20 protein-coding genes and 4 tRNA genes are annotated in these 26,970 nt (G+C 52.1%); 9 read left to right on the top strand and 15 right to left on the bottom strand.

Going from position 1 to position 26,970, the window contains the following annotated elements; translation table 11 throughout:
• Position 1: 1 nt before the first annotated feature.
• Both AT687_RS00810 and AT687_RS00805 read right to left on the bottom strand, forming a co-directional pair.
• Positions 2–487, bottom strand: a complete 486-nt coding sequence (locus AT687_RS00810) for a nucleoside deaminase (protein WP_014318517.1) — start codon at positions 485–487, stop codon at positions 2–4.
• Positions 484–936, bottom strand: a complete 453-nt coding sequence (locus AT687_RS00805; protein WP_021334777.1) for a tRNA adenosine deaminase-associated protein — start codon at positions 934–936, stop codon at positions 484–486. The genes AT687_RS00810 and AT687_RS00805 overlap by 4 nt, the downstream gene beginning before the upstream one ends.
• 37 nt (positions 937–973) lie before the next feature.
• Between AT687_RS00805 and AT687_RS00800 the strand changes: the two genes are divergently transcribed.
• From AT687_RS00800 to AT687_RS00785, 4 genes are all read left to right on the top strand, one after another.
• Positions 974–1,984 (top strand): prephenate dehydrogenase, encoded by a 1,011-nt coding sequence (locus tag AT687_RS00800; RefSeq protein ID WP_014318516.1) that lies wholly within the window; start codon positions 974–976, stop codon positions 1,982–1,984.
• A 134-nt stretch (positions 1,985–2,118) separates the two neighbouring features.
• Entirely contained in the window at positions 2,119–2,649 is a 531-nt protein-coding gene (locus AT687_RS00795; RefSeq protein WP_014318515.1) for a ribosome-inactivating family protein, read from the top strand.
• 145 nt (positions 2,650–2,794) lie between these two features.
• Entirely contained in the window at positions 2,795–2,989 is a 195-nt protein-coding gene (locus tag AT687_RS13370) for a hypothetical protein (protein WP_014309867.1), read from the top strand.
• Between the two features lie 247 nt (positions 2,990–3,236).
• Complete coding sequence (locus AT687_RS00785; RefSeq protein WP_014318513.1) at positions 3,237–3,542, top strand: transposase; 306 nt, start codon at positions 3,237–3,239, stop codon at positions 3,540–3,542.
• A gap of 367 nt (positions 3,543–3,909) precedes the next feature.
• On the opposite strand, the gene AT687_RS00780 is transcribed toward AT687_RS00785, so the two are convergent.
• The 4 genes from AT687_RS00780 to AT687_RS00765 all read right to left on the bottom strand — a co-directional run bounded on the left by AT687_RS00780 (position 3,910) and on the right by AT687_RS00765 (position 10,689).
• The gene (locus AT687_RS00780; protein ID WP_014318512.1) at positions 3,910–7,017 is read right to left on the bottom strand and encodes a SpaA isopeptide-forming pilin-related protein; all 3,108 of its coding nucleotides are present in this window, start codon (positions 7,015–7,017) and stop codon (positions 3,910–3,912) included.
• Between the two features lie 78 nt (positions 7,018–7,095).
• Positions 7,096–7,887 carry an isopeptide-forming domain-containing protein gene (locus AT687_RS00775; protein ID WP_014318511.1) on the bottom strand — a complete coding sequence of 264 codons (792 nt, stop codon included), beginning with the start codon at positions 7,885–7,887 and terminating at the stop codon, positions 7,096–7,098.
• Positions 7,887–8,825: a class C sortase gene (locus AT687_RS00770; protein WP_047928480.1), complete on the bottom strand. Its 939-nt coding sequence runs from the start codon at positions 8,823–8,825 to the stop codon at positions 7,887–7,889. The genes AT687_RS00775 and AT687_RS00770 overlap by 1 nt, the downstream gene beginning before the upstream one ends.
• Before the next feature lie 151 nt (positions 8,826–8,976).
• On the bottom strand, positions 8,977–10,689 hold the full coding sequence (locus AT687_RS00765; protein ID WP_014318509.1) for a SpaH/EbpB family LPXTG-anchored major pilin: 1,713 nt from the start codon (positions 10,687–10,689) through the stop codon (positions 8,977–8,979).
• Between the two features lie 672 nt (positions 10,690–11,361).
• Here AT687_RS00765 and AT687_RS00755 point away from each other — a divergent pair.
• The gene (locus AT687_RS00755) at positions 11,362–12,300 is read left to right on the top strand and encodes a class C sortase (protein WP_014318508.1); all 939 of its coding nucleotides are present in this window, start codon (positions 11,362–11,364) and stop codon (positions 12,298–12,300) included.
• Positions 12,301–12,834: 534 nt separating this feature from the next.
• Entirely contained in the window at positions 12,835–16,083 is a 3,249-nt protein-coding gene (locus AT687_RS00750) for a DUF5979 domain-containing protein (RefSeq protein ID WP_014318507.1), read from the top strand.
• A 79-nt stretch (positions 16,084–16,162) separates the two neighbouring features.
• Here the strand turns inward: AT687_RS00750 and pdxT are convergent, their stop codons facing one another.
• Together pdxT and pdxS are read right to left on the bottom strand one after the other, a co-directional pair.
• Complete coding sequence (pdxT, locus tag AT687_RS00745) at positions 16,163–16,720, bottom strand: pyridoxal 5'-phosphate synthase glutaminase subunit PdxT (RefSeq protein ID WP_014318506.1); 558 nt, start codon at positions 16,718–16,720, stop codon at positions 16,163–16,165.
• Positions 16,714–17,607: a pyridoxal 5'-phosphate synthase lyase subunit PdxS gene (pdxS, locus tag AT687_RS00740; RefSeq protein WP_021334768.1), complete on the bottom strand. Its 894-nt coding sequence runs from the start codon at positions 17,605–17,607 to the stop codon at positions 16,714–16,716. Before pdxS ends, pdxT begins: the two co-directional genes overlap by 7 nt.
• 90 nt (positions 17,608–17,697) lie before the next feature.
• Between pdxS and pdxR the strand changes: the two genes are divergently transcribed.
• Positions 17,698–19,062 (top strand): MocR-like pyridoxine biosynthesis transcription factor PdxR, encoded by a 1,365-nt coding sequence (gene pdxR, locus AT687_RS00735; RefSeq protein ID WP_014318504.1) that lies wholly within the window; start codon positions 17,698–17,700, stop codon positions 19,060–19,062.
• Here pdxR and AT687_RS00730 read toward each other — a convergent pair.
• From AT687_RS00730 to AT687_RS00700, 5 genes are all read right to left on the bottom strand, one after another.
• Positions 19,059–20,465: a polysaccharide deacetylase family protein gene (locus AT687_RS00730; RefSeq protein WP_014318503.1), complete on the bottom strand. Its 1,407-nt coding sequence runs from the start codon at positions 20,463–20,465 to the stop codon at positions 19,059–19,061. The two genes, pdxR and AT687_RS00730, sit on opposite strands and share 4 nt — an antisense overlap.
• A 434-nt stretch (positions 20,466–20,899) precedes the next feature.
• Positions 20,900–20,972: transfer RNA gene (locus tag AT687_RS00720), tRNA-Arg, on the bottom strand.
• Between the two features lie 76 nt (positions 20,973–21,048).
• Entirely contained in the window at positions 21,049–22,623 is a 1,575-nt protein-coding gene (locus AT687_RS00715; RefSeq protein ID WP_014318488.1) for an SLC13 family permease, read from the bottom strand.
• A gap of 449 nt (positions 22,624–23,072) precedes the next feature.
• A tRNA-Arg gene (locus AT687_RS00705) sits at positions 23,073–23,145 on the bottom strand.
• A 47-nt stretch (positions 23,146–23,192) separates the two neighbouring features.
• Positions 23,193–23,281, bottom strand: a tRNA-Ser gene (locus AT687_RS00700).
• A gap of 107 nt (positions 23,282–23,388) precedes the next feature.
• On the opposite strand from AT687_RS00700, the gene AT687_RS00695 reads away from it, so the two are divergent.
• The gene (locus AT687_RS00695; RefSeq protein WP_014318486.1) at positions 23,389–24,423 is read left to right on the top strand and encodes a pyridoxal phosphate-dependent aminotransferase; all 1,035 of its coding nucleotides are present in this window, start codon (positions 23,389–23,391) and stop codon (positions 24,421–24,423) included.
• Between the two features lie 185 nt (positions 24,424–24,608).
• On the opposite strand, the gene AT687_RS00690 is transcribed toward AT687_RS00695, so the two are convergent.
• A tRNA-Ser gene (locus AT687_RS00690) sits at positions 24,609–24,693 on the bottom strand.
• 86 nt (positions 24,694–24,779) lie between these two features.
• On the opposite strand from AT687_RS00690, the gene AT687_RS00685 reads away from it, so the two are divergent.
• On the top strand, positions 24,780–25,727 hold the full coding sequence (locus tag AT687_RS00685; RefSeq protein ID WP_014318485.1) for an NAD(P)H-quinone oxidoreductase: 948 nt from the start codon (positions 24,780–24,782) through the stop codon (positions 25,725–25,727).
• Here the strand turns inward: AT687_RS00685 and AT687_RS00680 are convergent.
• Positions 25,724–26,917, bottom strand: coding sequence for an aminotransferase class V-fold PLP-dependent enzyme (locus AT687_RS00680; protein WP_014318484.1), 1,194 nt, complete (start codon positions 26,915–26,917; stop codon positions 25,724–25,726). The genes AT687_RS00685 and AT687_RS00680 overlap by 4 nt on opposite strands.
• Positions 26,918–26,970 lie beyond the last annotated feature (53 nt).

Here is a 26,970-nt window from a genome sequence, read left to right as displayed (position 1 = left end):
CTCACAAATCAGAACGCAAGTCCTCAAAGAAGTTTGTCATAAGTTCGGCGCATTCGGTTTCGAGGATGCCGCCGCGGACTTGCACGGTGTGGAGGACGGCGGGGTCGCGGACTACGTCGAAGGCGGAGCCGCAGGCGCCGGTTTTGGGTTCGTAGGCTCCGAAGATGATGTGTCCGATTCGGGAGCCGACGAGGGCGCCGGCGCACATGGTGCAGGGTTCGAGGGTGACTGCGAGGGTGCAGTCGGTGAGGCGCCAGCCGTCGCCACGCTGGGTACAGGCTTGGGTGATGGCGATGATTTCGGCGTGGCCGAGGGGGTTGTGGTCGGTTTCGCGGCGGTTGGTGCCGCGGCCGAGGATGGTGCCGTCGGGGCCGTAGATGATGGCTCCGACGGGGATGTCGGCAGGTGGTGTGGTGCGTGCGAGGGTGATGGCTTCGCGCATCATGGCTTCGGCTCGTACCACGCTGTGCTGCGGGGGCAGTGTCATAGGGCTTGTTCGAGTTCGTCGTCGAATCCGAGTTCTTCGGCGATGCGTTGGAGTTGTTCGGAGGCCCACCAGTCGGTTTCGTCGGTGATGATGCTCATGACTTGTTCGCTGAGGCCGAGGTCGGCGAGGATGTCGAAGTCTCCCTCCGCATAGGGGGTGTCTTCGGGGTCGGGTTGGTCGGCGTCGAGTTCGTCGAGGATGCCGGCGGCGAAGTCGTCTTCGGTGGCGGCGGTGGCGTCGGAGATGAGGAGTTTTACGCCTTGGGGTGTGGGGCGGACGAGCACGAAGTAGTCGTCTTCTATGCTGAGCATGGCAAATGCTGCGCCTTCGGCTCTGAGTGTTCGTACGGCGTCAATGGAGCGCTTCAGCGAGGAGTAATCGTCGTTGAAGGCGCGTACTTGCCATGTGGCGTTGACGCGGGCTACGGTCACAGCAAAATTAGACTTCATACCGCATAACCGTAGTCGGGTATGTAAGACTTGTCAGGTGACTATCAATGAGGTTTCTCGTCCTGTCTGTGTCCTTGGCCTTGGTTTGATCGGGGGTTCGCTGCTGCGCGCGTTGCGGCACAAAGGTGCTCCGGCGTTTGGTTTTAATCGTTCGCCTTCTGCTGCCCGTATCGCAACAAAGGAGGGGTTTGATGTGAGTTCTAGTCTTATCCGGACTCTCGAGCGTGCTGAGGCGGATAATGCGTTGATTGTGTTGGCTACGCCGATGCCTGCGATTGCGTCGTTGTTGGATGCGTTGCAGGAGCACGCGCCGAGTTGTGGGTTTACGGATGTGGTGAGTGTGAAGGGCGCGGTGTATGACCTTGTGAAGTCCCGTGGTTTGCAGTCGCGTTATGTGGGTGGTCATCCGATGGCTGGGACGGCGAATAGTGGTTGGGAGGCTTCATACCCTGAGTTGTTTGTGCGTGCCCCGTGGGTGGTTACGTATGATTTTGCCCCGGAGGCGGATGCCCAGTGGGTGGGTTTGTGGACTGATGTGGTGAATATGGCGGGCACGGTGGGTGCGGAGGTGATCCCTGCGCGTGTGGAGGCCCATGATGCGGCGGTGGCCCGTATTTCGCATTTGCCGCATGTGTTTGCGGAGGCGTTGGCGATTGTGGGCGATAATGGGGGCGCGTTGGCGCTTTCGTTGGCGGCGGGTAGTTTCCGCGATTCGACGCGGGTGGCGGGTTCTGCCCCGTCGCTGGTGCGGGCTATGTGTGAGACGAACGCTCAGGCGTTGCTCGGGGCTCTTGATGAGGCTCTTACGTTGCTTAACGACGCCCGCGCGCACCTCACGGAGGTACACCCCAACCTTGAGGAGCTTATCGACGCCGGCTATCGCTCCCGCGTGCGCTTCGAAGCACGTTCTGGGGGTAATGCTTCCGAGTCTGTTGGCCCTACCAAGATTTCCAATCGACCCGTTTTTCGTTTCCACCCAGGGGCTGATGGTTGGATTGCCCAGCTCAAGCAGGCTGAAGGGTTGGGGGCGCGGATCGAAATATTCTAAATTTATGTGATCTTCATTACTAAATGTCACATGCTCTTGCATTTTTACTTTTCCCCGTAAAAGAATCTATTTGCCAGTAGATATTCAATAAAATATCTACTGGCAAAAGTGCAGGTTACTATTCATATGGATATATGAGAATGAAGGTTACATACAACTACAACATCCAGTGCTGCCTTACTGCCGCAGCGAAAGCATTTGCCCTTTTCGGGTTTGCCATCCCACCCGCGAGCGCACAACCTAGTGGTATTACATCGATAATCCGCGGGTCTGTGGGCACCAGCGATAATTTCCGCTCAGCTACGCAGTACCGCAATAGTGCGTGGGCGATCCAACAGTGCCCAGCAACACCTCGGGTATCTTTTGTGATGCGCAGATCAGATATGTATGTTCTTGGTTTCATCATTGATGGAACAACCTATTTGGTGTCTGATGCAGATGCATCACCATTGAGCAACGTGCATCAGTTGGGTTTTAGTTCGGAATATGCCACGTTGCTCCAGCGAGGAAATGTGGAGTCACTTTCTAGATTGCCACTAAGCCTAGCAAGCTGGAATGTTGCCATCGATCATGCCATATCACAGGAGCGACCATATAACTGGGGCACCCCTCAGCGCCTGGAGGCGGCGCATAAGCCAAGCCCCAACCGCGGTACGATTCCATAACCCTGGACACATTGCTTGGACCGATAGCCGAGGACGTACCGCGGTACGAGATCTGCACACATTTAATGATCTTCTCGCACTGGTAGGGATTTTGGCCGCGATAAAAGAAGGAGCCACCCCATGAAAAAGGTAGTTCTAACGTTTCTTGTTGCCCCCTGTTGTTCCAAGATCACTGGCGGCAGAAAACACACGTGCTCAATCCTGCGCAATTGCCACATCTAATGTGGCGTGCAAAAAGTACATCAAGGCGCATAACTCCATGTGCATCTCCTACGAAGATGATGACGTTGTTGTAGAGGTAACATTTTTTAAGATTTCCTACTGGTACTTCAGCGGTTGATACCCTAACACCTACCCCAGCGACCTTAATAGTCAAATCACGCTGTTGAAAGATGGTGTTCCGGTAGGAAAGTACACCGCAATTCTAGAGGGAAATCTGCATACTACGAAGTGGTGGCGAGAAACCCTTGAACTCTCCGGAAAAATGGATAATCCTCTTCTTATCGATCCGAGCCATCACAAACATGCTTAGCCCCCAAGCAAGGGGCTGGTAGTCTGCTGTTTTTATTCAAGAAAGGAAAACTAAAATGGTAAGGACATATTCACCAGAATTCAAAGAAACAGCAGTTCGGATGATGATGATAAAGCATCAAAAAGAACACCATTGTTCGCGTTGGGCTTCTACTGTTGCCGTAAGTAAAGAGGTTGGCGTTTCGCCTAATTCGATTTGGAATTGGTTTAAGAAGGGAGCCTTGGAAGCAGAAGAGGTGCATGAATTTGATGTGGCGTATTACAAGGAGCAGATCGAGCGTTTAGAGGCAAAGGTGAAGCGCTTGGAAAAGACGATCAGCTTTTTAAGAACGACTATTGCGATCTTTTCTAGTGATGTCTAATCAGAAAAGTTTGAGCATAAACTTCAGGTTAACTATACGTAGCGCATCCGCGCTTTACGGCTTTGGCTTCTGCCTGCAATCGACTGTGGCTAACTCTTGCGATCGCAAAAGGTTAGCTCCCTACAGAATCCGATGATTTTGACTTAGCCGTACTATAAGGAACGGATTGAGCGCTTAGAAGCAGAAATGCAACGCTTGCAAAAGACCATTAAGTTTTTGAGAACCACTATCATTATCCTTTCTAACGGTCTCCATTTTGGGTAAGCATCTCGGAAACAGTTTTAGTGAAATTGGCTCCAAAAGGGGGTTTGCCCACTTAGTAATGCGCTAAGTGGGCAAACCCCCTTTCATTAGGCTTACATGAGTCTTATACGCGTCGTCGCATAGAGAAGAAGCCGGCCGCAATCAGTGCAAGTCCTGCGACAAGTGGTAGGCCAACGCCGTTCCCGCCAGTTTTTGGCAGGGTTCCAGTACGAGTGTCTGCAACCGTTAGAACCATCACAGAAGTACCATCAGTTGTTTTTTCCTCACTGAGGATTAAATATCCTGATCCAGCTGAAGCTGAAGTTACTTTGAATCCACCTTTGTCGTACTCAACTTTAAACAGAATAGGTTGAGGCAACAGGTTGAGACCTTGTGGAGATTTCTTTTCCACAAGAGCATAATTACCGGACTTAATATCAAACGCTTCAGTCGAAGTAATGGAATCCCTTACAGGATGGTCATAGTCGATAGATCCTTGATCACCTGCCGGGTAGATTGCAAACTCAGCACCGCCTAACTTCTCAAGAAGAGTAGGTGACTGTGGGTTGGTTGGATTATACTCTGCTTTTTGCAGACGGAGCTTTCCCGATATGTTTTCATATGTTAAACAGGTTGGATCACTACCGCCCGCTTGGCTAGGGTCATCAGTTTTCACTTCCGAACCTGCAACCGTCACACTAGCTTGATTACACACCTTACCATCAGTACCAACGATCCCCGTTTTCAAAACTTTGACAGTCAGCTCGATCTTTGTGGTATCTCCGGGGAGCAAAACACCGGGGTTTCTCGTTCTGTTTGGATTAGATACATTAGGGTAGGTATGCAGCAAAGTAGGCTCTTGGTAAGGTTTTTTCGGATCTACAGGTATCGTTACGCCGTCTTCCGTTGCACTGACCAACTCATATAGCTTCGGATCTAAAACATCTTGGAAGGTCACTCCAGAAAGCGCAAGAGTACCACGGTTTGCAATGTTGATTGTGTAAGTAATTTGATCATCTGCACCTTCGGTTTTCTTCACAGCAGTTTTTTCAGCCGTTAGCCGTGGGCGAGGAAAAGCACACGAGCTCAAATCCTGCACACCAGTTAGATAGGGGCTATCAAACAAGTGCGTAGCTACACCAGTTTTGAGATCCAACTTATACATTGAGCCATCAACGCTCTTGGAATTGCTCAAATTATTTGAATTTTTTTCTCCTCCATCATAAGAAGCGTACATTGTACCGTCTTGTCCAAAGGCTAGACCATAGAACCCCTTTTTATCTTCATAGGCACCCTTTTTATAAATTTTCGATGCCAACTTCGCACTTGGCGATTGTCCTTTAATAAGAGCCTTAGTATCCAGAGAGAATAAGAAAGAATCCTCTGTTGCCCCATTAATTACATCATCATTAATAGTGACAGAAGCACTTGAACCTAGAATCCACATCGTGCCAGTACCATCGAATGCAATATCACCCAATGTTAGATCATTTAGCTTCTTTCCATTTAGACTGGAAAATGAAGTATCATCAATAAAAATTTCACCGTGATCTATCCAGTCGATGGTGGGGTCTAAAAGACCATTCCTATTGAGTTGAAGAGAATAAAGATGACCATTAACAGCGAGCGACCATAAAGTTCCTTCGTTATCAAACGCTAACCTATTAGTATTAGTCGCAATATCATAATACTGTCCCTTAGAATCTTCTCTCCCCGCAATTACTTGTTCATACGCTCCTGTACTTTTATTAATTCGATAAATTCCAGTTGCTTTATCACCAAATTTACCAGCTAGACCAACCACAATAGGATTGAAATAAACCCAATCTGGATGCTGTGACGATGTCGCAGAGGCAGTTGTAGCTCGTGCTAAACGATCAGGCTCTAGGGGATTTGAAGCAGCACCCGTACTAGGGAACTTATTACTCACTACTGGTTTAGCACCAGGATACATTGATCCCAAAGAACCAGCGGTTTCCTTATAATTTCCTACAGTTGTGAAATCAATTACCTCACATGTTGAGATTCCATAACCGTTACCCTGCGCAGCACTAGGGTAATTAACACCAACAAACGTAGAAGTACCGGCAAAACTCACAATATCATTGTTGTTCTGAAATGCTGCTTGCACGATACCTGTTGTTGGAGAATCCACGAATGTTTTACATTCCCAAGTAGCAGTAGTCTTTGGCTCTATAAAATCGCCATCTGTAGCTTGTTTAACACCAGATTTCACATTAATAGGAGAACAGGAATCGTCTTCCATGGCTCGGAAGCGAAGGTTCCCATTCGTATTATTTTTTACTTTGTACGTGTAGGTAACTTCTTCACCACCGGCCTTAACATAATCTTTGTCTGCAATTTTCTCTAAAGTCCACGATGCCGGAGTGTCGTTTGAATTTACTGGTCCCACAGTATTGGTCGGCGATGAAGTTGGACTATTAGCAATTAGTACATCGAAATTCGTGTTCGTACCTTCTGGCAAATTTGAAAGAGAAAGTGTCCCCGGTTTTGTTGCGTTGGAAGTCCCTGAAGTTGAAACGACAGTTACGATCGAGGGCATAACCCCTCCGGCTTGCCCAAAATCAGCTTTTTTAGAATTGCGATCCCACAGCGTTCCAGCTTGGACAGTGATCACGTTTGATTTTTCGCCAAGACTATCAAAACTAGTCGTACAGGTAATCGATGCGCTTTGTCCTCGTAAGATGCCTACCTGATTCGCAGAAGACTGAAAAGATCCTGGCTCATACATAGCATTTGTGCACAGTGGATCGGAAAGTACTGTTGAAGGTGTCTTATGCGTCGTGTCCCGCCACCAAAAGTCTAAATTTGTGGTGTTAGTCAACGTATAAGTAAAAGTAACGTTCTGTCCGATGACAGGACGGCTATTATCAACTGCAACTTTGATTTGCAAGCCTCGGTCAGCGTCTCCAATAAAGGAGCTTGGCATTGGGGTGTCATTTACCGTTTTAGATTGAGTTAATGAAGGGAGCACTGTGTCCGGAGATACGCTCATTATCGGTGCCCCATCAGTGTCTTCCGCAACCAAAGCAGTCATCGGAACTTCTGCTCCAGAGTTTGAATCCGTCAATTCTAGCTCTGGGCTATCTAGAGTTGGTTCTTCAGCAAACGCTACGCCTTGAACGAGATAGGCAATTAGCATAATAAGAGCTGTAAGCACTGCGCTGATTCGATTTATGGTGTATTTTATTCGCATTTTCGTTTGATCCATTCTTAATTCACATAATTTTAAAATCTAATGCTGCGCATATTCCAATAAATCGTTCAGCCTTTGTCCTTTTCACCTCGTTCATGCTTCTGTTTTCTTGTCGCGCTGTTTCTTGCGATTAGCTACTAGTACTGCGAATCCTGCGCTGATCAGGATTGCTGCTATTCCTACGATTCCTATTACTTGGGCACCTGTGACTGGGAGTGGTTCCCGCTGCTTAGCCTTTGGCGGGTTTTCCGTCCCCGATCCAGGAGGCGGTGGTGTCACGGTGGTCGTCACCGTTGGTGGCGGGGTCACTGGTGGTACTTCCGGTTCGACTTCGAACTTTGCTACTGCGGTGAAGTTGTAATCCCAATGGCCGTTTTGATCAATAATCGGAACGATGATTACATCAGCTTGGGGTTTGCGTCCGCCGCTTTCTGGCGGCTCAGCAGTAAACAAGTAGGCACCGGGTTTGAGGCCGATGAACTCATACTTGCCTTCGCTATCGGTAACACCAGTATGGCTTTCCAACTTCTTCAGTTTGCGGGCCTCGGCAACACTTAACGCCGCAGCCTTGGTATAACCCTCATTGGTATTAATCGGCGCGGTTTCTAGTCGGGTGATGGTCACCTTGTACCCTGGTACACCTTTATCGGTATTGCCGGATGCGCTAGGGATTTTAATAACCATGGTGACCTCGCGATTAAGGTCGATAGTGTCCGCCGGTGGAGCGGGTTTATAAAAGCCCGTCACAGCCGCTTGTGCCTGGGGCAGTGTGGTTTCTGCACCCATAAGCCCCAGCGTTGCCATCAGCGTAACTGCAAGCGCAGCACTGGCAGTGGGTATGGCGATTCGCCAGCCCCGTGGAGATGTTGTCAATTGCTTATTCATTACAGTTCGCCTTCGTTGTTGTGGCGGGTTTCTGGATTAAGTTGTTGGTTCTTGGCACGTCGTGCTTGGCGGGCAAGCCACCATCCGAACAAGATCAGGCCGATGATAAAGACGGCGCTGAGGGCATACATCCACCATTGCCATACCACGCCTTGGGTTTCATCCAGCATGGTTTTTTCTTCTTCGGTGATGGGTACTTGGTGGCCGCGCACGAGAAGACGGTGGGTGTTGATGCCGTATGGGGTGCAGGTGACCAAAGTGATCAGGTCTTTACCAGGCTCGGAGCGGAGAGATTCCACCTCGTCTGGGAGCACTACTCTGATTTGATCTACTTGGTATTTCAATTTGTGGCCGGCTACCTGGATGAAGAAGGAGTCATTTTCTTTTACATCCTTGAGGTTGTCAAACAGTGTGGCGTTTGGCAGGCCGGTGTGCCCTGTCAGGACGGAATGTGTTCCTTCTCCGCCAACGGGTAAGTCGGAGCCGAAGAGATGCCCGACACCACGTTGCAGAGTGTCTTCCTGGGTGCCGTGATAAATAGGCAGGTCCGTTTTCGCGCTCGGAATAATCAGACGGCCCATCGCATCGGTAGAGTTCAGGACTGCTAGATAGTCTTGGTAGGCTTGATTATCTGGGACGAAGCGGTCAATCCACGGATCCAAGATGGGACCGTCGGAACGCTCGTCGTTGTAGCGGTGTGCGTCTTCCCATTCTTTGTCGCTGACTTCGGCGGGGATACTTGTTTGAAGTTTTGCGTATTCCGCGGCTGCGCGGTTTTGCTGCCAGTTGTTCCACTGGGTGGACACAACGGGGTAAATGATCACGATGAGTCCGACAATGACCAAAAGCGCCGGCAAAAGATTACTCTTTTTTGCCCGCTTGCGGTGTTGTGGCTTTTCGACGACCTCCGTCGACGTTGGTGTCACTTTGTCTCCCATAAGGCCAAGGCCTGGCGTGCAGAACCTTTATGCGGAATGCGTACTGATAAAAGAGGAATGACCGCGAGGTGAAGGAAGCCCGAAAAACGAGCTTCCTTCACGCTTTCTCGCGGTGAGTTAGCCACCGAGGCGACTAACTAGGGGTGCTGAATTAAGATTCAGCGGAGTTACGACGTGCGAACCATGCACCAGCGCCGATGATTGCTGCACCGATCGCTGCGAGGATTCCAACACCCGCGCCACCGGTCATTGGAAGGTTAGGGGTTTTATCCTCAACGTTTTTAACTGTTGCGGTTGCCTCATAAACGTCAATAGTCTTAGTGGCTTGAACATCAACTGCTTTATCTGTGGTGGATGCGCTAAATGTCGAAGCATTAGTCTTTTTTAGCTCCAACTGAATTGGCTTTGACAACAACTCGTATCCCTGAGGAGCTTGCTTTTCCACTAGGCAGTAAGCCCTGTACTGGTCATCGCTAACTGGCGAATTGTCGTCCCAATCGTTCACGTGTAGGCCATTAATGATCGCTACACCTTCGCCATTAGTTTCCCAAGTGTCTTGGGTTTTTTGGACTTTTTCTCCTCCGCTACCGGTAGAAATCTTGTTTCTTTCGACAAGATCATCCTTTGAACAAACGGCGTCTTTAGAGCCGTATAGCGCGAAAATAGCTCCCTGAAGTGTTTTTTCTCCAGTGCCATCTTTCTTAACAATCTTTACGGTTGCCCAATACGAGACAGTTTCGTTTGTTTTCGTCTCGGTGTCTCCCTGACCATTACCGTTATTCGTAATAACGGTAGCTTCGTTCTTGAGTTCACCTGCTTGGATAACACTCGCTGCGAACGATAGCTTCAATTTCTTCGCAGTCTCTTTGTACGTAGTGTTGATCTCTCGCAAACCATCTTCATTTAAGCGAACATTCAGCTTTTCAGTACCGGTCACGTGCTCTAGCTCATACTTTTCAGGGCCAAAAGTAGTAAGCACTTGGCCGTCACCCCCCAGAACTTCAATGTACGCTTTATTCTGGTGACCCGCACCTAGCTTCTCAGAGTTCTCCTTGAACGTAACCTTTTGCTCATTTAGATCATCTACAAATTCAAACTTCGTAAGTCCCTTCTCGCCTAGAACTTTAGGAATGTCACCTACGATTGAGAATACGATATCTTGACCAACCTGTTGATTTGTATCTTCAACTTCTTTTTTGGCCTCGTTCTTATAGTTCTTAGGGTATGCATGGACATCGTAATTCCATTCAGTACCTTTGCCAAGATCTCCAGCTTCACCGTCTTGAACCGCATTACCTTTTGTCATAGGGACAAACGCAACGAAAGGCGCAGATTTTTCGTAACTTGGAGGGGCATCAGTCTCCACAACTAGATACGCACCGATAGGCAACTTATCCCAAACGGCAGTACCTTCACCAGTGGTCTTTTTCGCAGCTTCATCACTGGTGATTTTCTTAGCGGAGTATCCACCTTCTGTAGTGTAAGTCTCCTGTCCATCTGAAGTCGACCACCCCTTTTTGACCAGCGATGAAGCTTCCAAGATACTCTCGTTGGTTTTTAGGTCAATTTTACGTCCATTTTTAGTAATTTCATAAAGCGTGAACGTAGCGTCTTTTAGAGGGATACCTGGCGCATCAGGAACAACTTCGCCAGTGGGCTTCTTCTCATTGCTTGGATCTTGATTTGCACGCTTGTGAACGGTAAACGTACCCGTTTCTTGGGTAATAGTGGACTGCCCCTTAGTAGCCCTATTTGCAATTTCACCTGCAGTCTCAGCAAATGCACCAGGGGCAGAAACACCAAGAGACAAACCGACAATCGCGGCAAAAGTAACGGAGCGAGCCGTACGAGAGAACTTGTTCATGCGAACTTTCCTTAGATAAGTAAGTTGGACATAGCTACGCCACGCACAACTTAGCGTCAATTTTGCATGATCCGGTTTTCTTTCACTTCCGTTTAAGTAAAAGATCCTCAGTACCCCCGTGATTAAAGGAGTCTTTTTAGTGGAGGAGATTCCGGACTACGACTGGAATTATAAGCAGTTCCGTTCACAAGATCCTAAGCACATACTCAGCTTTAGTGCTGTTTTCCACGACAAAAGCATTTTTTATAAGGATTTTTCCCATAAAGCTTTTTACATCAATACTGGTCTAAATGTTTTTCACGCCACCCATGCCAGAGGATGGGGTCAGAGACTAGCCGTTCAATATAAGATTTCGCATACGTCAAAGTTGTTTTAAATTACCCTATTTTAGGGTCAATCTTCTTCAAGTGCCACGACCAACTGCTAGCTACAACAACCCTATAAGAGCTGTAAACAAGATAATTTTCTTATTTTCCACTCTTTAAAGTTCGATCTGACCTATCACTATTCTCAAGAAAAACAAACAGGTCCAAAAACTTTCTTCAAACACAGGGTAGACTTACTAAAAAATCGGAAATCACAAGGTTTGCACTACCTACTTCTAACAAACTACAGTGAAGAACCCAGCGTATTTCATACTTTTCTTTCATCTCTTGGAAAGTTCTTCACCTTATGGCCCGTAAGCAAGCAAAAAGCATTACAACGCCACACGCAGCTACTAGTATCCGAGCAGCAACTGTTAGATCCCACAAAAAGAAGAGCAACCCCCTAATCGCCGTACTCATCATCTTGGTAGGCGTGGGCGTACTGCTCTACCCCGTGGTGGCCACGCAATGGAATAACTTTGGCCAGCAGCGCGCTGCGGACGAGTACGCCAAGCTAGAGAAGTCCGCACCCCCAGAGGTACTCGACACCGCATGGGAAGACGCACACCGCTATAACGAATCGCGTCCCGTCAGCGCACAGGTGATGGATGCGTGGAACGATCACGCCGACGAGTCCTCACCGGAATACCAGCAGTATCTGCAGTATTTGTCGCAACTGGCAGAAACCGACGCCATGGGCCAGATCACGATTCCGTCGATTAAGTCCAAGCTGCCGATCTACCACGGCACCGGCCCCTCAGCTCTCGACCGCGGCGTGGGCCACCTCTACGGCACCGACCTGCCCGTCGGCGGCGAAAACCGCCACGCAGTACTCTCCGCACACACCGGTATCCAAACCGCCACCCTGTGGGACAACCTAGTCAAAGTAAAAGAAGGTGACGCCTTCTACGTGGCAGTCTCTGGCCACAAACTCAAATACGAAGTAGATCAGATCAAAGTGGTCACCCCAGACCACACCGATGACCTTGGCCGCGAACCCGGCAAAGACTACATCACGCTTATTACCTGCACCCCCTACGGCATTAACACCCACCGCCTACTGGTGCGCGGACACCAAGTACCGATGGACCCCTCCGAAGAAAAGGTCTTCGAGGAGTCCACAGTGGTATGGCAATGGTGGATGTGGGCCATCGTCGCCGCAGCCGCGTTCGTGCTGATCCTGCTCGCGTGGTGGCTACGCAAAGGCACACTTCTTAACAAGAGACGCGATCAGTCAACGCAATAGCATAACTTGAATATGTTCAACGCCATCGGCATATTCCATAGTTTTTGCCCATCTTTGCACGTGTCTAAATGACCTATCAGCCCTATCCAATATCTCACGTGCCCCAATTTAAGCCCACTATATTCTCACCACAGCAGCAAAACCTTGGTTGCGTAAAATAAGGTCGCACCGTAAGTCTAGTCATGATCGATCCTTTTTGCCCAAAAATTCCCCGAAAAAATAGCTCTGAGCAGTGACTTCACAGGAAGCTGTGATTATCTTGTTCGATAAATGATTATCGATAATTTAATCACACTTTAGTTAAGTTAGACGGAGATCTGATCCCTTTCTGTTAAAATAAGTTGATTTTTGTTTCTCAGTCCGCTGTTATATTTACCTTAATTATTTTTTAGGTAAATATACTCAATAGAAATGATGCAATCATGCTCGAATATCGTCGCCGCTGGGAGGCCGGTCGCAACGTGATCGCCCCCCAAGTCGCGCACATTAATTATTGTTGCGTTACTAGCGATAGTGGCGCTTTTACTCTCTCTTATGAATCCTTATATTCCGACCAGCGCTGCACAGAGTGCAACTTGTGTGGGCGGTTGGAATAATATCCATTGGAATAACGGCAAAGGGGTACAAGGCAACTCTTATATCAACCCTAACGAAAATGCAGAAGCAGAGTTTTCTTGGTCTGTACCTGATTCCGCCAAAGAGGGCGACTCCTTCACCTTCGTTCTTCCAAGACAACTTCAACTAGCCCCAGGAGCACCCCGTGAGTTCCCTCTATTAGATGGGAACAGCAAAGTCGCCAATGCCGTATGGGATGGCCAAACGCTCACGGTTACTCTGACTAACTACGCGAACACCAACTATAACGTGCACGGAAGTGTCAAAGTATCTTTACGCTGGGACCAATCAGTAATCTCAGAGAATGGTTATGACAGTAGCGCAGATGGGCTGTTACAGTTCTCAGGCTGCGGCCAAGGGGGACTCGATGGAGTTTATCCCAAAGCTGGTCCAGGCGGCTTCACTCATGAAACAGGCAAGCGCGGCTACCTCAACGATCTATATGAGACAAAAGTCAACGGCAAAACCAATTACGTAGTGCACTGGGTAGTGGCTATTAATGGTAATACCAAGCGTTCAGATGGCGCAAATTATTTTGAGGTTACAGATACACCCCCAGAAGGACTCCAATTCGTATGTACTGATACGACTTTGCCTCCTGTTTCTGGCGTGAATATCTATACCTACCATGCAGGTTCTACCGAGCCTCTTATGGGGAAAATCCTCGATGCCTCCGGCGTTGAACGGGGAATTAATGATGGGTATCGCATCGATTGCTCTCCCAATCAACTCACCGTCACTTTCCCTTACGCGGTATATGCTGACTCTGCCCCCAGCTTGGCTTTCTACACTTATACCGATCAACGTCCGCTTCCAGGGGAGACGATTAAAAATACCGTTGATATTGCTGGTAAGCAGTACACAGGCAGCGTAACCATTCCAAATAATTCTGGAAATGGAACCGGCGAAAAGGGCGGTTTCACAATAAAGAAAATTTTGGAAGGAAATCCTCCCGCTGATCATGCTAAAGCGTTTACTTTTAAATACCGTTGTGTCGGCACTACTGGGACCGTCAAAGAAGGAAACGTCGAAGTCTCTCCCGATGGCACCTACAAGCATGTAGTAGCAGACATCGAAAAAAATATGAAATGTGAGGTTAGTGAGGTTCTCTCTGGAGCTGACGCCGCCGCGTCCCCTCATTTGTCATGGAAAATTAATGGAAAAAATGCAGAGGGAAAAATCGTATCATTCAAAACGATGGATCAAGGGCAATATGCCATCGATCTCATCGCCACTAATACCTACGATGCCCCGCCACCAGAGGTTCCGTCTCCTAAACAAGCCCCTTTTCGCATTGAAAAGCAAATCACCGGAGAAGCTCCCCTTATTAGTAGTCTGAAAGACAAAAAATTTGCCTTTACCTACGCCTGCGGAAACGATAAAGCAGAAACTGCATTCGCGTCCATTAACGAACCTTTCATTTCACCAAAGCAGTATCCGATCGGCACTAACTGCACAATCACAGAAGAGGCTGATTCGGCACAGGTAAATGGCTACACATGGTCGCATACTTTGACTCCAGCCGACGGAACGATCACAATTGCTGAACAAAAAAACGAAACAGATACTGTAAAAGTAATCGCTTCGAATCACTACACTGCTAAAACTGGTAGTTTCTCGATCACTAAGACAGTTAATGGTGCTGCGAAAGATGACGTAAAAATCAAAAACGCTGAGTACACATTCAACTACGTTTGTGGTGCTAATGGAGAACGCTCAGGTGAATTAAAAGTCAAAGGTGGTGAAACTGTACAAGGACCAGAAGATTTGCCCGTAGGATCGGAATGTACTGTAAGCGAAACCGAGGTCAACGTGCCCAATGGCATCGAGTGGACCGGTGGAGTTACACCATCCGGAAAATTCGTCATTGCTGAAAACAAAAACTTTGAAGTCAAAGCTAATAACAGCTTCAACTATGTCAATGGCGGCTTTGCAATCTTAAAAACCGTCGCAGGTACAACTGCAAACATCGCTGAGTTGGAAGCTAAACCGTACGAATTCAGTTACGTTTGCACTCCACCAAACGGAGTAAAAATAGAAAAAAGCCTTAGCATCACCCCTGGCGACACCACGCACGTTACCGATATTCCAGTCGGTTCAGAGTGCACGGTCACTGAGGTTGAACAGAGCATGGCTAACACTCACTGGTCGGTGGATTTTTCAGGTGAAAGCATCAAAACCACCAAGAATTCGGCTATTTTTACCATCCCAAGAGTATCTGATCCTGCTATCGTCATCAGTGCAAAAAATACCTTCACACAACATGTAGGTGGATTCTCCATTGAAAAGACTGTGAAGGCTGAAAACGGCATTACCACGCCTCAATCCTTTAACTTTTCTTGGACTTGTGGTGCCCACTCAGGCACAACTACCGTTCCGGTATCCAAGGGCATCGGCGCCGTAGAAGTAGCACAAGACATTCCGGTTGGCACTGAATGTTCCGTGACCGAACTCAATGCTGAAGTACCTGGCACGACATTGGTTAAGCAGTGGGAAAACCAGAATTTCAAAATTTCTCAGCAATCTGAAACAGTAAAAGTCGCTGTTACAAACTCTTATCAGAAGACCTTTGGCGGTTTTGAAATTGTTAAAAAACTAAAAGGAACGGAAAGAGACAAAGCTGCAGATAAAAAATTCGAGTTCAGCTATGTATGTTCCAAACCAGACGATGAATCTGCGCCTTCGGTGAAAGGTATTCTTCATGTGATTGGTGAAGGAAAAACTGAGCAAGTTACCACCATCCCTACGGGCTACGAATGCACTATCGAAGAAAAAGAAGCATCAATCGTCGGCACGCGATGGACGCACTCCATCGAGAAGAATGGAAAGCTCACGATCACTGAAAACGGAGCCTTTCACGTGGTTCGAGCAGTGAATACGTATGAAAAGCCACATATAACACCACCTATACCGTGGCTTCCGTTCGTTCCACTCATCCCATTCATTCCGCTAATTCCATTAATTCCCATGGTGGTAAACCCACCACACCCTGCACCGCCTTCTTCTGTCCCTCCGGCGCCTGCAGACCCGCAAAAGCCTCAGGATCAAAAACCAACCAAACGCCAGCTGGCTAACACTGGTTTGAACCTAGGCGGAATTGCTCTGGCCGTAATCATACTTTCCGGCTTAGGTCTATTCCTGATCCGTCGATCAACTAGGAAAAGCTAAAGTACTGGCCTAACTCCAGAAAAGCAATAAAAGGATGTCCTCGCGAACAATCAACCGCGAGGACATCCTTTCTTTTAATTCACAGAGAATCCAACCACGCCTGATGTAACCGAACCTCACCAGCAGATTCTGGGTGGAACGCATAGGCGTGGATCTTGCCCTGGCGCACGCCCACCACATGGTCGCCAACGCGCGCAGTCACCGTCACGCCCGCCCCGCAGGAAATAACCTCGGGGGCGCGGATAAAGGCCACGTTTGCGTCGATTCCTTCCACCTCAACTACGGCGTCAAAAGAATCCACCTGGCGGCCAAAAGCATTACGGCGTACCACAACATCCAAGCAGCCTAACGTCTGCTGGCCCTTCGCCGGATTTTCCACCGTGCCCAAGTAAATCAACCCAGCACAGGTAGCAAACACCGGCAGACCATTGTTGATCGCCGCACGCAGGGGCTCCGCAAGGTCGAAAGCACGCGCCAGCTTATCCATCACAGTGGACTCGCCACCTGGGATAATCAGGCCGTCGAGACCCAACAGGTCATTGGGCACGCGCACCCGACGGTGCTCCACACCCAAGGACTCTAGGATCGCAATGTGTTCTGCAAACCCACCCTGGAGGGTCAGTACTCCGATTACCATCCGCGCTCAGCCAAGCGGTGAGGTGCAGGAACATCGGCAACGTTAATGCCGACCATTGCCTCGCCTAGGCCGCGAGACACCTCTGCGATAGCAGCAGGATCGTCATACATAGTGGTGGCTTTCACGATCGCAGCAGCACGCGCAGCAGGGTTACCGGACTTGAAAATGCCCGAGCCCACGAACACGCCCTCGGCCCCCATCTGCATCACCAAGGCGGCGTCGGCAGGCGTGGCCACGCCACCAGCAACAAAGAGGGTGACAGGAAGCTTGCCGGTTGCGGCAACCTCGCGGACAAGATCATAAGGAGCCTGAATCTCCTTAGCAGCAACATAGAGCTGGTCCTCATCCATGCTGCGCAAACGGTTGATCTCACTACGGATGGTGCGCAGGTGCTTCACAGCCTCGGAAACATCACCCGTGCCGGCCTCACCCTTAGAACGGATCATGGCTGCGCCCTCGGTGATGCGTCGCAACGCCTCGCCCAAGTTGGTAGCACCGCACACGAAAGGCACATCGAAGTTCCACTTATCAATGTGGTTCACATAATCCGCAGGCGACAGCACCTCGGACTCGTCGATAAAGTCCACACCCAAAGACTCCAAAATCTGAGCCTCCACAAAGTGGCCAATACGAGCCTTAGCCATCACCGGGATCGACACAGCATTAACAATGCCCTCGATCAAATCAGGATCCGACATACGAGCCACACCACCTTGCGCACGAATATCCGCAGGTACGCGCTCCAACGCCATCACAGCAGAAGCACCGGCATCCTCAGCAATGCGAGCCTGTTCTGGTGTGACCACGTCCATGATCACACCGCCCTTGAGCATGTCGGCCAGGCCGCGCTTCACACGTGTAGTTGCAGTAAAAGTTTCTTGAGTCATAGTGAACATCCAAGCCTATAAAAGTGGACTAACACTAGATCCAAATTAAGTATGTTGCAATAGACCACTTTTGCACATCACAATACTTCTATGCGCCCCGACCTCGTGACCAACCTCCCCATAACTCTCAACCACGCCAGCACCGACCCCATCCCCACCCAAATAGCCGACCACATCCGCACCCTCGTAGGCCGTGGCCTGCTCAAACCAGGCGACCACGTCCCCAGCACCCGAGCACTGAGCACCCAACTAGGCATATCCCGCGGCAGCGCAGTCACCGCCTATGAACAACTCCTCGCCGAAGGCTTCCTCATCGCCGCGCGCGGCTCCGGCACCTGCATTAACCCCGATCTCACCCCCACACCACCCCCTGCACACTCCCCTACGCCACCCCCAGAACCGCCAGCTATCGACCTCACCCCAGGGCTTCCAGACACCACCACCCTAGCCAACTCTTCTTGGCGTGCCGCATGGCGCACCGCCTGCACCCAACCACCCGCGCACACCCCACCCCAAGGGTTACTTCACCTGCGCGAACAAGTAGCAGACCACCTCCGCCGCATGCGCGCCGTAGTAGCAAGCCCCGACCACATCATCATCACCGCCGGCGCCCGCGAAGGCTTCTCCCTGATCCTCCACGCGCTCGGACCGGACTTACGCGTCGGAGTGGAGTCACCGGGTTACCCCAGCTTAAGGCGAGCGCCGGAAGCACTCGGCTCCACCACCGTCCCCCTTCCCACAGACAACAACGGCCTAATCACCAACGATCTCCCTGATCTCGACGCAATCTTGGTCACCCCCAGCCACCAATACCCCCACGGCGGCTCACTGCCCGCTTATCGACGCACCCAACTGACCACCTGGGCCACCCGCACCGCAGGACTGATCATCGAAGACGACTTTGATTCCGAACTGCGCCACATAGGCCAACCACTACCCGCCCTTTTTGCCCTTGCCCCACAACGCACTGCACTTCTCGGCACATTTTCTTCGGTTATCTCCCCACAAGTCTCCTGCGGATACATAGTGGCACCCCCTAGCTTAGTGCCACGTTTAATTGAATTGCGCACAATATTTGGCAATACCGCGAGTGGCATCACCCAAGAAGCGCTCGCCCAATACCTCAGCACCGGTGCTTTACGGCGCCGCACCCAAAACCTCCGGCACATCTACCGCCGCCGCCGCGACACCGTCATCTCCATCCTCGGATCCATACCCGGAACCACACTCTCCCCCATCGTCGGAGGCCTCCACGCCGTACTCACCTGCACCCGTCCCGAAACAGACATCCTCCAGCGCTGCCGCCAACGCGGAATCATCGTCGAGGGGCTCTCCAACTACTGGAGCCAACACCCCGACTCCGACCAGAGCAACGGGATCGTCATAGGATTTGGATCCCACGACGATACCACCCTGACAGAAGCCCTCCATCACTTAGCATGGGCCGTCAGCTAACGACCGTAATACACCTCTCCAGGAGTGAGCTGACCCAACAACTGCGACACCGTCACCAGCGTGTAACCCTGCTCCTTTAAGCGGTCAATAATCCCCGGCAACGCCTCAGCCGTCGACGGATGAATATCATGCATCAACACAATCGACCCCGGGCGCACCTGAGCCATGATGTTATTCGTAGTCACCTGCGCATCCCGATTTTTCCAATCCTCAGAATCCACATTCCACAAAATCAACGAATAACCCAAACGCCTCGTATCCTGATTCCACGCACCATACGGCGGGCGCATCATCACCGGCCGCGGCGCACCCGCCTCCACCAACCGATCACTAGCACCATCCGCCTCTTGCTGCTGCTCTGCCAACGACAACAACGGCAACTGACGATGCGTCACCGTATGACTACCAACCTCCATGCCCGAGGCCACCTGCCGACGCACAATCTCAGGGAACCGCGGAATCGCCGTCGCAATCTCAAAAAACGTCGCCTTTACCCCATGCGAATCCAACGTATCCAAAATCTGCGACGTATAAGGCCCAGGACCATCATCAAACGTCAACGCCACACACTTCGCCACAGCACAATCCACCGGCGACACCGCCCCCGGCCGCACCTGCGGCAACGGCCCCACAGGTGCCGGAACCTGCGACGCCGGCAACAACCGACGACCATCCTCCGACAACAACCCCGCCGACGGAATATCAACCTCCACAATCCCCTCCGACGACGCCAACACACTCGCCTGCGGCAACCGCACATGCACCACATCCCCCTCAACCAACACATCCCCAAACAAATTCGGAATCCCCGCAACCTCATCCGCCGACACACCAGACGCCACCCGGTCACCCAGCTGATCAAGAACCGCGCGGGCGGCGTCGACACGCCTATCCTGCGCAATCACATCAGGACCCTGCCAAACCCGATCCCCCGAACTAAAAAACGTCCGACTCACCGACACCGCATTCGCCCCACCAAACTCCTCAAGAGTCAACCGCATCGCAACCACATCACCATCACGCACCTGCTCCCCCGAACCATTCAACTCCGAAGGATTCACCTCACGCGGCCCATACTCCCCAATAAACTCGCGAGCCTCCCCCTCAGCCCACACCGCAATTGCCTCCGAGAGCTTCCCATGCTCCTCCAACACCGGCCACTGCACATGAATAGGCAACTGCGGACTATTCGTAGACACCATTCCCGACGCAGCATCCACCGTCAGCTCAACATCTTGGGAGCTCTGCGAACTAGAAGTGCTGGAGTCGCTTTCCGAGACCGGAGTGTTCGGCGTGCTGATGGTGCATCCTGTGGTGCATCCTGTGGTGAGTAGGCACACAGCAAGAAAAATACTGATACGGCGAGTGCGGCTTGTGTGGCGGCGGAAGTGAACGCTGTTCATAAGGAAAACTTAGCGCATCCACACCAGTTGAGCGAGGAATTCTTTCGGGTGAGACGCTTTTGAGGGCAAGTGAGTAGTTCGTGCCAAATTAAACCATTCCTTATATCTCCGACCTGCGGAAATGCCGAAGCGGCCAAAAAGTTTTGGCACAAACTACTCACTTTGGGTCTTATCTTCAGTTCTCCCACCGATAGTGCTGTCAGCGGGGCGCCGCATCCCGTACCCGATTAGCCTCCAAAATCCGCGAACTCGAACTCAAGAACACGAAAACCCAAGGGCGGCACTTCGGCGAAAAAATCGCGTCCTGCGGTTTTCGTGTTCTTGAGTTCGAGGAGGCGTGAAAAAAGGGGCGGGGCGGGCGGAAAAGGGGCGCCAGCGCTCAGCAAACACAAGAAACCCCAGCCCACACATTCTGTGAGCTGGGGTTTTAGCTGTGCGCCCGGAGGGATTCGAACCCCCAACCTTCTGATCCGTAGTCAGATGCTCTATCCGTTGAGCTACGGGCGCAGCTTGTTGTTGCGGTGCAACGTGTTAGAACAGTACACTGCCACAACAAGAACTGGCAAATCGGCAGGTCAGCACCCTAGAGGACGATGTTGAATACTGGGATGGCAAGGAAGTATGTCGCAAGGGTTACGAGCACCACGCCGATCAGGTTGAGCCACACGCCACCCTTGACCATGTCGCCAATGCGCACGTGGCCGGAGCCGTAAGCGATCGCATTCGGAGGCGTCGCAACCGGCAGCATGAACGCACAGGTAGCCGACAGCGCCACTGGGATGGTCAGCAACAAAATGTTCTGGTCACCATTAGCGTTCAGACCGATACCCACAGCCACACCGGCCATGATCGGCAGGAACGTCGCAGCCGTCGCAGTATTCGACGTGAACTCCGTCAACAGCAAAACCAGCGCCGCAATCGCAGCGGTCAGCAGAATCAGCGGCAGCGAGCCCAGGCCCTTGGCGATCTCACCAATCCACAAGGACAAGCCAGAATCAGAGAACATCTTAGACAATGCCAAACCGCCGCCGAACAGCAACAACACATCCCACGGCAACTCATTCGCCGTCTTCCAATCCATCAAACGCACACCAGTCTTACGATCCGCAGGGATCATAAACAGCAACATCGAAGCAATCAGACCAATAGCCGCATCCGCAATCTCAATCTTCCACTGGAAAACGTCGATAAGCAGCGGAACAAACACCCACGACAACGCCGCACCCGTAAAAATCACCGCAGTAGCAGCCTCACCGAACTTCATCGACCCCATCTTGGCCAACTCCGACTTAATCATCTCGCGGCCACCAGGAATCGAATCCACCTCAGGCTTAAACACAGACACCAGCACCAACCAAGCAATCGCCATATAAACAATCGCCAACGGCACACCAACCAGCATCCACGTACCAAAACCAATATGGATGTCATGATTCTCCGCCATATAGGCCACCATCAACGCATTCGGAGGCGTACCAATAATCGTGCCCAAAGAACCAATCGACGCCGAATACGCAATCGCCAACATCAACGCAGTCGCAAACTTCTTCTGCGCCTTCATGCCACCCACCGACTCAGCAGTCAACTGCAACACCGAAACACCAATCGGAAGCATCACAACAGCCGTCGCAGTATTAGACACCCACATCGACAAAAAGCCCGTAGCCAGCATAAACCCAGCAATCAACTGCTTAGGCTTCGTACCAACCAACAACACCACACTCAACGCCAACCGACGATGCAAATTCCAACGCTGCATACCCAACGCCAAAATAAAACCACCCATAAAAAGGAAAATCGTCGGCGACGCATACGGCGCAGAAATCTTCGCAAACGGAATCACCTGAAGAACAGGAAACGCCACCAACGGCACCAACGCCGTCGCAGCCAACGGAATAGCCTCCGTCATCCACCACGCACCCATCAACACCGCAATAGCAGCAGTAATACGCAACGCGTTATAGCTATACTCCCCATCCGGATCCACACCCTGAACCATGTCCACAGACGACTCAGGGAACACCAAATAAATCAAAACGGCAAGAATCAAACCAGCGAACAAACCCGTAAACTGCCGGCGGTTCTCATTCTTCCCATGGACCTCTGCATCCTCAGCAAGAGCATGAGACGAAGACTCATGTGTAATCGGTGTACTCACAAAAGAAATCCTTCAATAGAAAATAAGAGGGGCGCGCAAACTTCTAAAGTTCGCCTACACGAACAAAATACAACCATCACCCCCGAAACGTGCGATCATTGCCGATGACTACCCCTTTATGAATGCGACCACCATCACCAAAAGGCGATCACTAGGCACTTTGCGCGCAAAGATTCGCCCACGGATACCCCCATAAACGGGAAGGATCGGTGACATAAGCCGACGTTTACCCACCCGCAATGTTGGAGTGCGGGGTGGGGCGTGCACCAGCTCGAATCCAAGAACACGAATCCGAGAATACGAAAACCCAAGGTCGGCATTTCGGCGAAAAAATCGCGTCCTGCGGTTTTTGTGTTCTTGAGTTCGAGGAGGCGGGAAAAGGGGCGCCAGCGCACCGCAAGCACGAAGAAACCCCAGCCCACACATTCTGTGAGCTGGGGTTTAACTTGTGCGCCCGGAGGGATTCGAACCCCCAACCTTCTGATCCGTAGTCAGATGCTCTATCCGTTGAGCTACGGGCGCAAGTTCCACCAGGCCCGGTGAAACGCTCCCACCGAAGTGGAAGTGAGCGGAGACGAGAGGATTTGAACCTCCGGACCTGCGCAAACAAGTCAACTCCTTAGCAGGGAGCCCCATTCGGCCGCTCTGGCACGTCTCCAGCGATCCTAAAAAAGAATCGTCGTTCATCTTATCCAACATCATCGGCTGGCACAAAACACGAGGCAGTGCCCCCTATCTACGGCACGCGGGGCTACAATTGCCGGCATGATCCGCAAAGACCTTTCCCAGATCCCGACGTACGTTCCCGGCAAGCGCAACGACCACGCCCTCAAGTTATCCAGTAACGAGGTCACTCATCGCCCCCTGCTGTCCGCAGCCCAGGCGATGGCGGAAGCCGCCGCCGGCGCGAATCGCTACCCAGACATGGGTGTTACTGAATTACGCGGTGCACTTTCGGAGCATCTCGGCGTCCCAGTAGAGCAGATCGCCGTGGGCTGCGGCTCCTCGGCGTTGTGTCAGCAGTTAGTGCAGATCACCTGCACCCCAGGAGATGAGGTGGTGTTCCCGTGGCGCAGCTTCGAGGCATACCCCATATTCGTGCAGGTAGTGGGCGCAACACCGGTGGCAGTGCCGCTGACCAGTGACGGATTTAATGATCTCGATGCGATGGCGGCAGCAATTACCCCAAAAACGAAGCTGGTGTTCGTGTGCAATCCGAATAACCCTTCGGGCACAGTGGTGCGTCGAGAAGCGTTTTTGGAGTTCATGGCGAAGGTGCCAGCGGATGTCGTCGTAGCGCTTGACGAGGCCTACACCGAATACGTCCGCGACGAAGACACCATCTTCGCCACCGAAATCCTCAGCGAATTCCCCAACCTCGTGGGCCTGCGCACCTTCTCCAAAGCATTCGGACTCGCCGGCGTCCGCGTGGGCTACGCCTTCGGACCACACGAGCTTATCGACGCCCTCAACAAAGTCGCCCTCCCCTTCGGAGTCAATGCCGTCGGCCAAGCCGGCGCACTCGCATCACTGAACAACCTCGACGAACTCATGGAACACACCGAAGAAGTAGTAGCCGTACGCGACCGCGTCGCCGACCACATCGGCGCCGCACACTCGCAAGCAAACTTCGTGTGGATCCCCGCCGAATCCCGCAGCGAAACCCCCTTCGAAATCGCCGAAAAACTCGCAGCTCACGACGTCCTCGTGCGCGCTTTCCCCGAAGGGGTCCGCATCACCGTGACCAACGAAGAAGAAAGCGATCGTCTGCTAGCCGCATGGTACGCGAGCTTCGCCTAGGTAGTTGTAGTGCTTGCGCTAGCACGAATCCGAGAACTCGAATTCAAGACCACGAAAACCCAAGGACGGCATTTTGGCGAGAAAATCGCGTCCTGCGGTTTTCGTGGTCTTGAGTTCGAGGAGGCGCAAAAAGGGCACCAGCGCAGCAGAAAACCCCTAGCCACAAGAGCTAGGGGTTTAAATTGCGGAGACGCAGGGATTTGAACCCTGGGATGGTTTCCCATCGCTGGTTTTCAAGACCAGTGCATTCGGCCGCTCTGCCACATCTCCAGTTGTGAGAACCCAAAAAACAAAGTTTCGGATCCAACGCGAAAAACTATACCCGAAGTTGCCGAAATTATTTAAAGTGGGGGCGTATGAGGGCAATTTACGTTCAAGACGACGCCACCTTGGCAGTCCACGATGCACCAACACCCACCCTGCAACCAGGCGAAGTACTCGTCCAGGTCAAAGCCGCCGGCGTTAACCGTGCGGACCTGTTGCAGGCCGCAGGCCACTATCCGCCTCCCCCTGGGGAATCGGAGATCATCGGGCTTGAGTGCGCCGGTGTGATCGCCGACGCAGGCAGCACTAATCGCAACGTCGGTGACAAGGTCGCTTGTCTGCTGGCGGGCGGCGGGTACGCCGAGTATGTGGCGGTGCCAGAGGGCCAGCTCATGCCGATTCCTGAGGGCTACAGCTTCGCTGAGGCGGCGGCCGTGGTGGAGGTTGCGGCCACGGTGTGGTCGAATATCGGGATGCTCACCGGCTTGGAGCCCGAGCACATGTTTTTGATTCATGGTGGCGCGGGCGGGATCGGCACCTTTGCCATCCAGTTGGCTAAGCATGTGGGTGCCACGGTGGCGGTGACGGCGGGTTCGAAGGAGAAGCTGGAAACGTGCCGTGAGCTGGGTGCGGACATTCTGATTAATTATCGGGAGGAGGATTTTGCGGAGGTCCTGAAGAATAAGTGCGATCGCATTTTGGACATTATGGGTGCGAAGTATCTGGACCAAAACGTGCGCGCACTGGCAATGGACGGCCACCAGGTGACCATCGGAATGCAAGGTGGTGTGAAGGGTGAGCTGAACATTGGGCGGCTGCTGAGCAAGCGCGGCACGATCTCTGCGACGGCGTTGCGCGCCCGCGACCGCGAGGACAAGGCACGCATTGTGGCGTCGACAGTCGAGAACGTGTGGCCACTGCTTGCCGACGGCACCATCCGGCACCACATCCACGCCACGCTCCCCCTAGAGCAGGCCCAGCGGGCCCATGAGATGCTCAAAAATGGGGAGGTAACCGGAAAGCTCGTCCTCGAGGTTTAGGCGAAGCTCGCGACCACTCGCATCAGCTGGTCAACGTCGTGAGTGGTGTTAAACGGTGCCAGCGCCAAACTGATGGTGCCGTGGGTGTCCTCGGCACCCATGGCGTCTAGTAGCGGAGAGGAGGCGGACAATGCCCCCACGATGCGGTTGCTCAGTAAGCGGTGATAGATCAGGTCTGCCGGCACGCCATCGATGCAAAAGGTCACATGAGGGATGCGGTCGGCGTCTGAACCCGCGGCGGCCTCGCCAGTCACACCAAACACGTGCGTCTTAGGCAACGAGTCCAAAGAATCCGCCAAATAGGTACCCAACCGGCCCAAATAGAGGCCAGAGGACTCAATGCTATCTATAAGACGGTTACGACGCGTACCACGCACCGACTCATCCAAATCCGCAATGTGATCCACCGCAGCCGACACACCAGCAGCAAGACCCGGCGCAACACTGCTGTTGAGCAGGTCGGCGTCGAGACGCGGGAACATCGTGGCATCGCGGAAAGCCAGCGCAGCAACCTGGGGGCCGCCGAAGGCAGAGCAATCGAGAGCCACGATGTCCGCACCCAATGCCTCCATTGTGATGGGACGATGACCGGCCAAGGAGGAGGCGTCGACAAGCAGCCATGCGCGAGAAGCCCCATGAACGTACTCAGAGATCTCTCGGATGGGGTTAATCGTGCCCACTTGGGGATCCGCAGCGCGAAGGGCCACGAGGCGCGTGGAGCCGTCGACAAGCGAACCGAACTGCCACGCCGGAATCTCCCCCGTACCCAAATCCGGCTGCGCCCACCGCGTCTTTGCGCCCACCGTCATCGCCGGCGAACAACCATGCGCCATCACCACCGACGAACCACGCCGCACCAACGGCCACACCGCCGCCGCAAACTGAGAAAACAGCACCTCCAACTTAGGGCCAAGGATCACCGCATCAGCCGAAGTGCCCGTCAAATCCGCAATAGCCACCCGCGCCGAACGCTCATACCCATCAGAAGCAAAAAGCCCAGCATGTCGCTCCCGCGCATGAGAACCAAAAGCCGGCTCCACATCCTCCACAATCGGCGAATTACGAAAGCCACGCGCCACAGCAGCAGCCACCCGCTCAGGGATCTGAGCCTGCTGCTGAGCATTCATATACGTCCACCCACCGGTAATAGAGGTGTACGCACCACGGACGCGCGCCACATCAAACGCCATCACTCAAACTCCCTCTACTTTTGATAATTGAACCTAGTTAGTATGCCTGTCAG

The organism is Corynebacterium diphtheriae, from assembly GCF_001457455.1.
Classification (GTDB): Bacteria; Actinomycetota; Actinomycetes; order Mycobacteriales; family Mycobacteriaceae; genus Corynebacterium; species Corynebacterium diphtheriae.
Note: the sequence above shows the minus strand (reverse complement) of the source record. Positions and strands in the feature narration are given on the sequence as shown.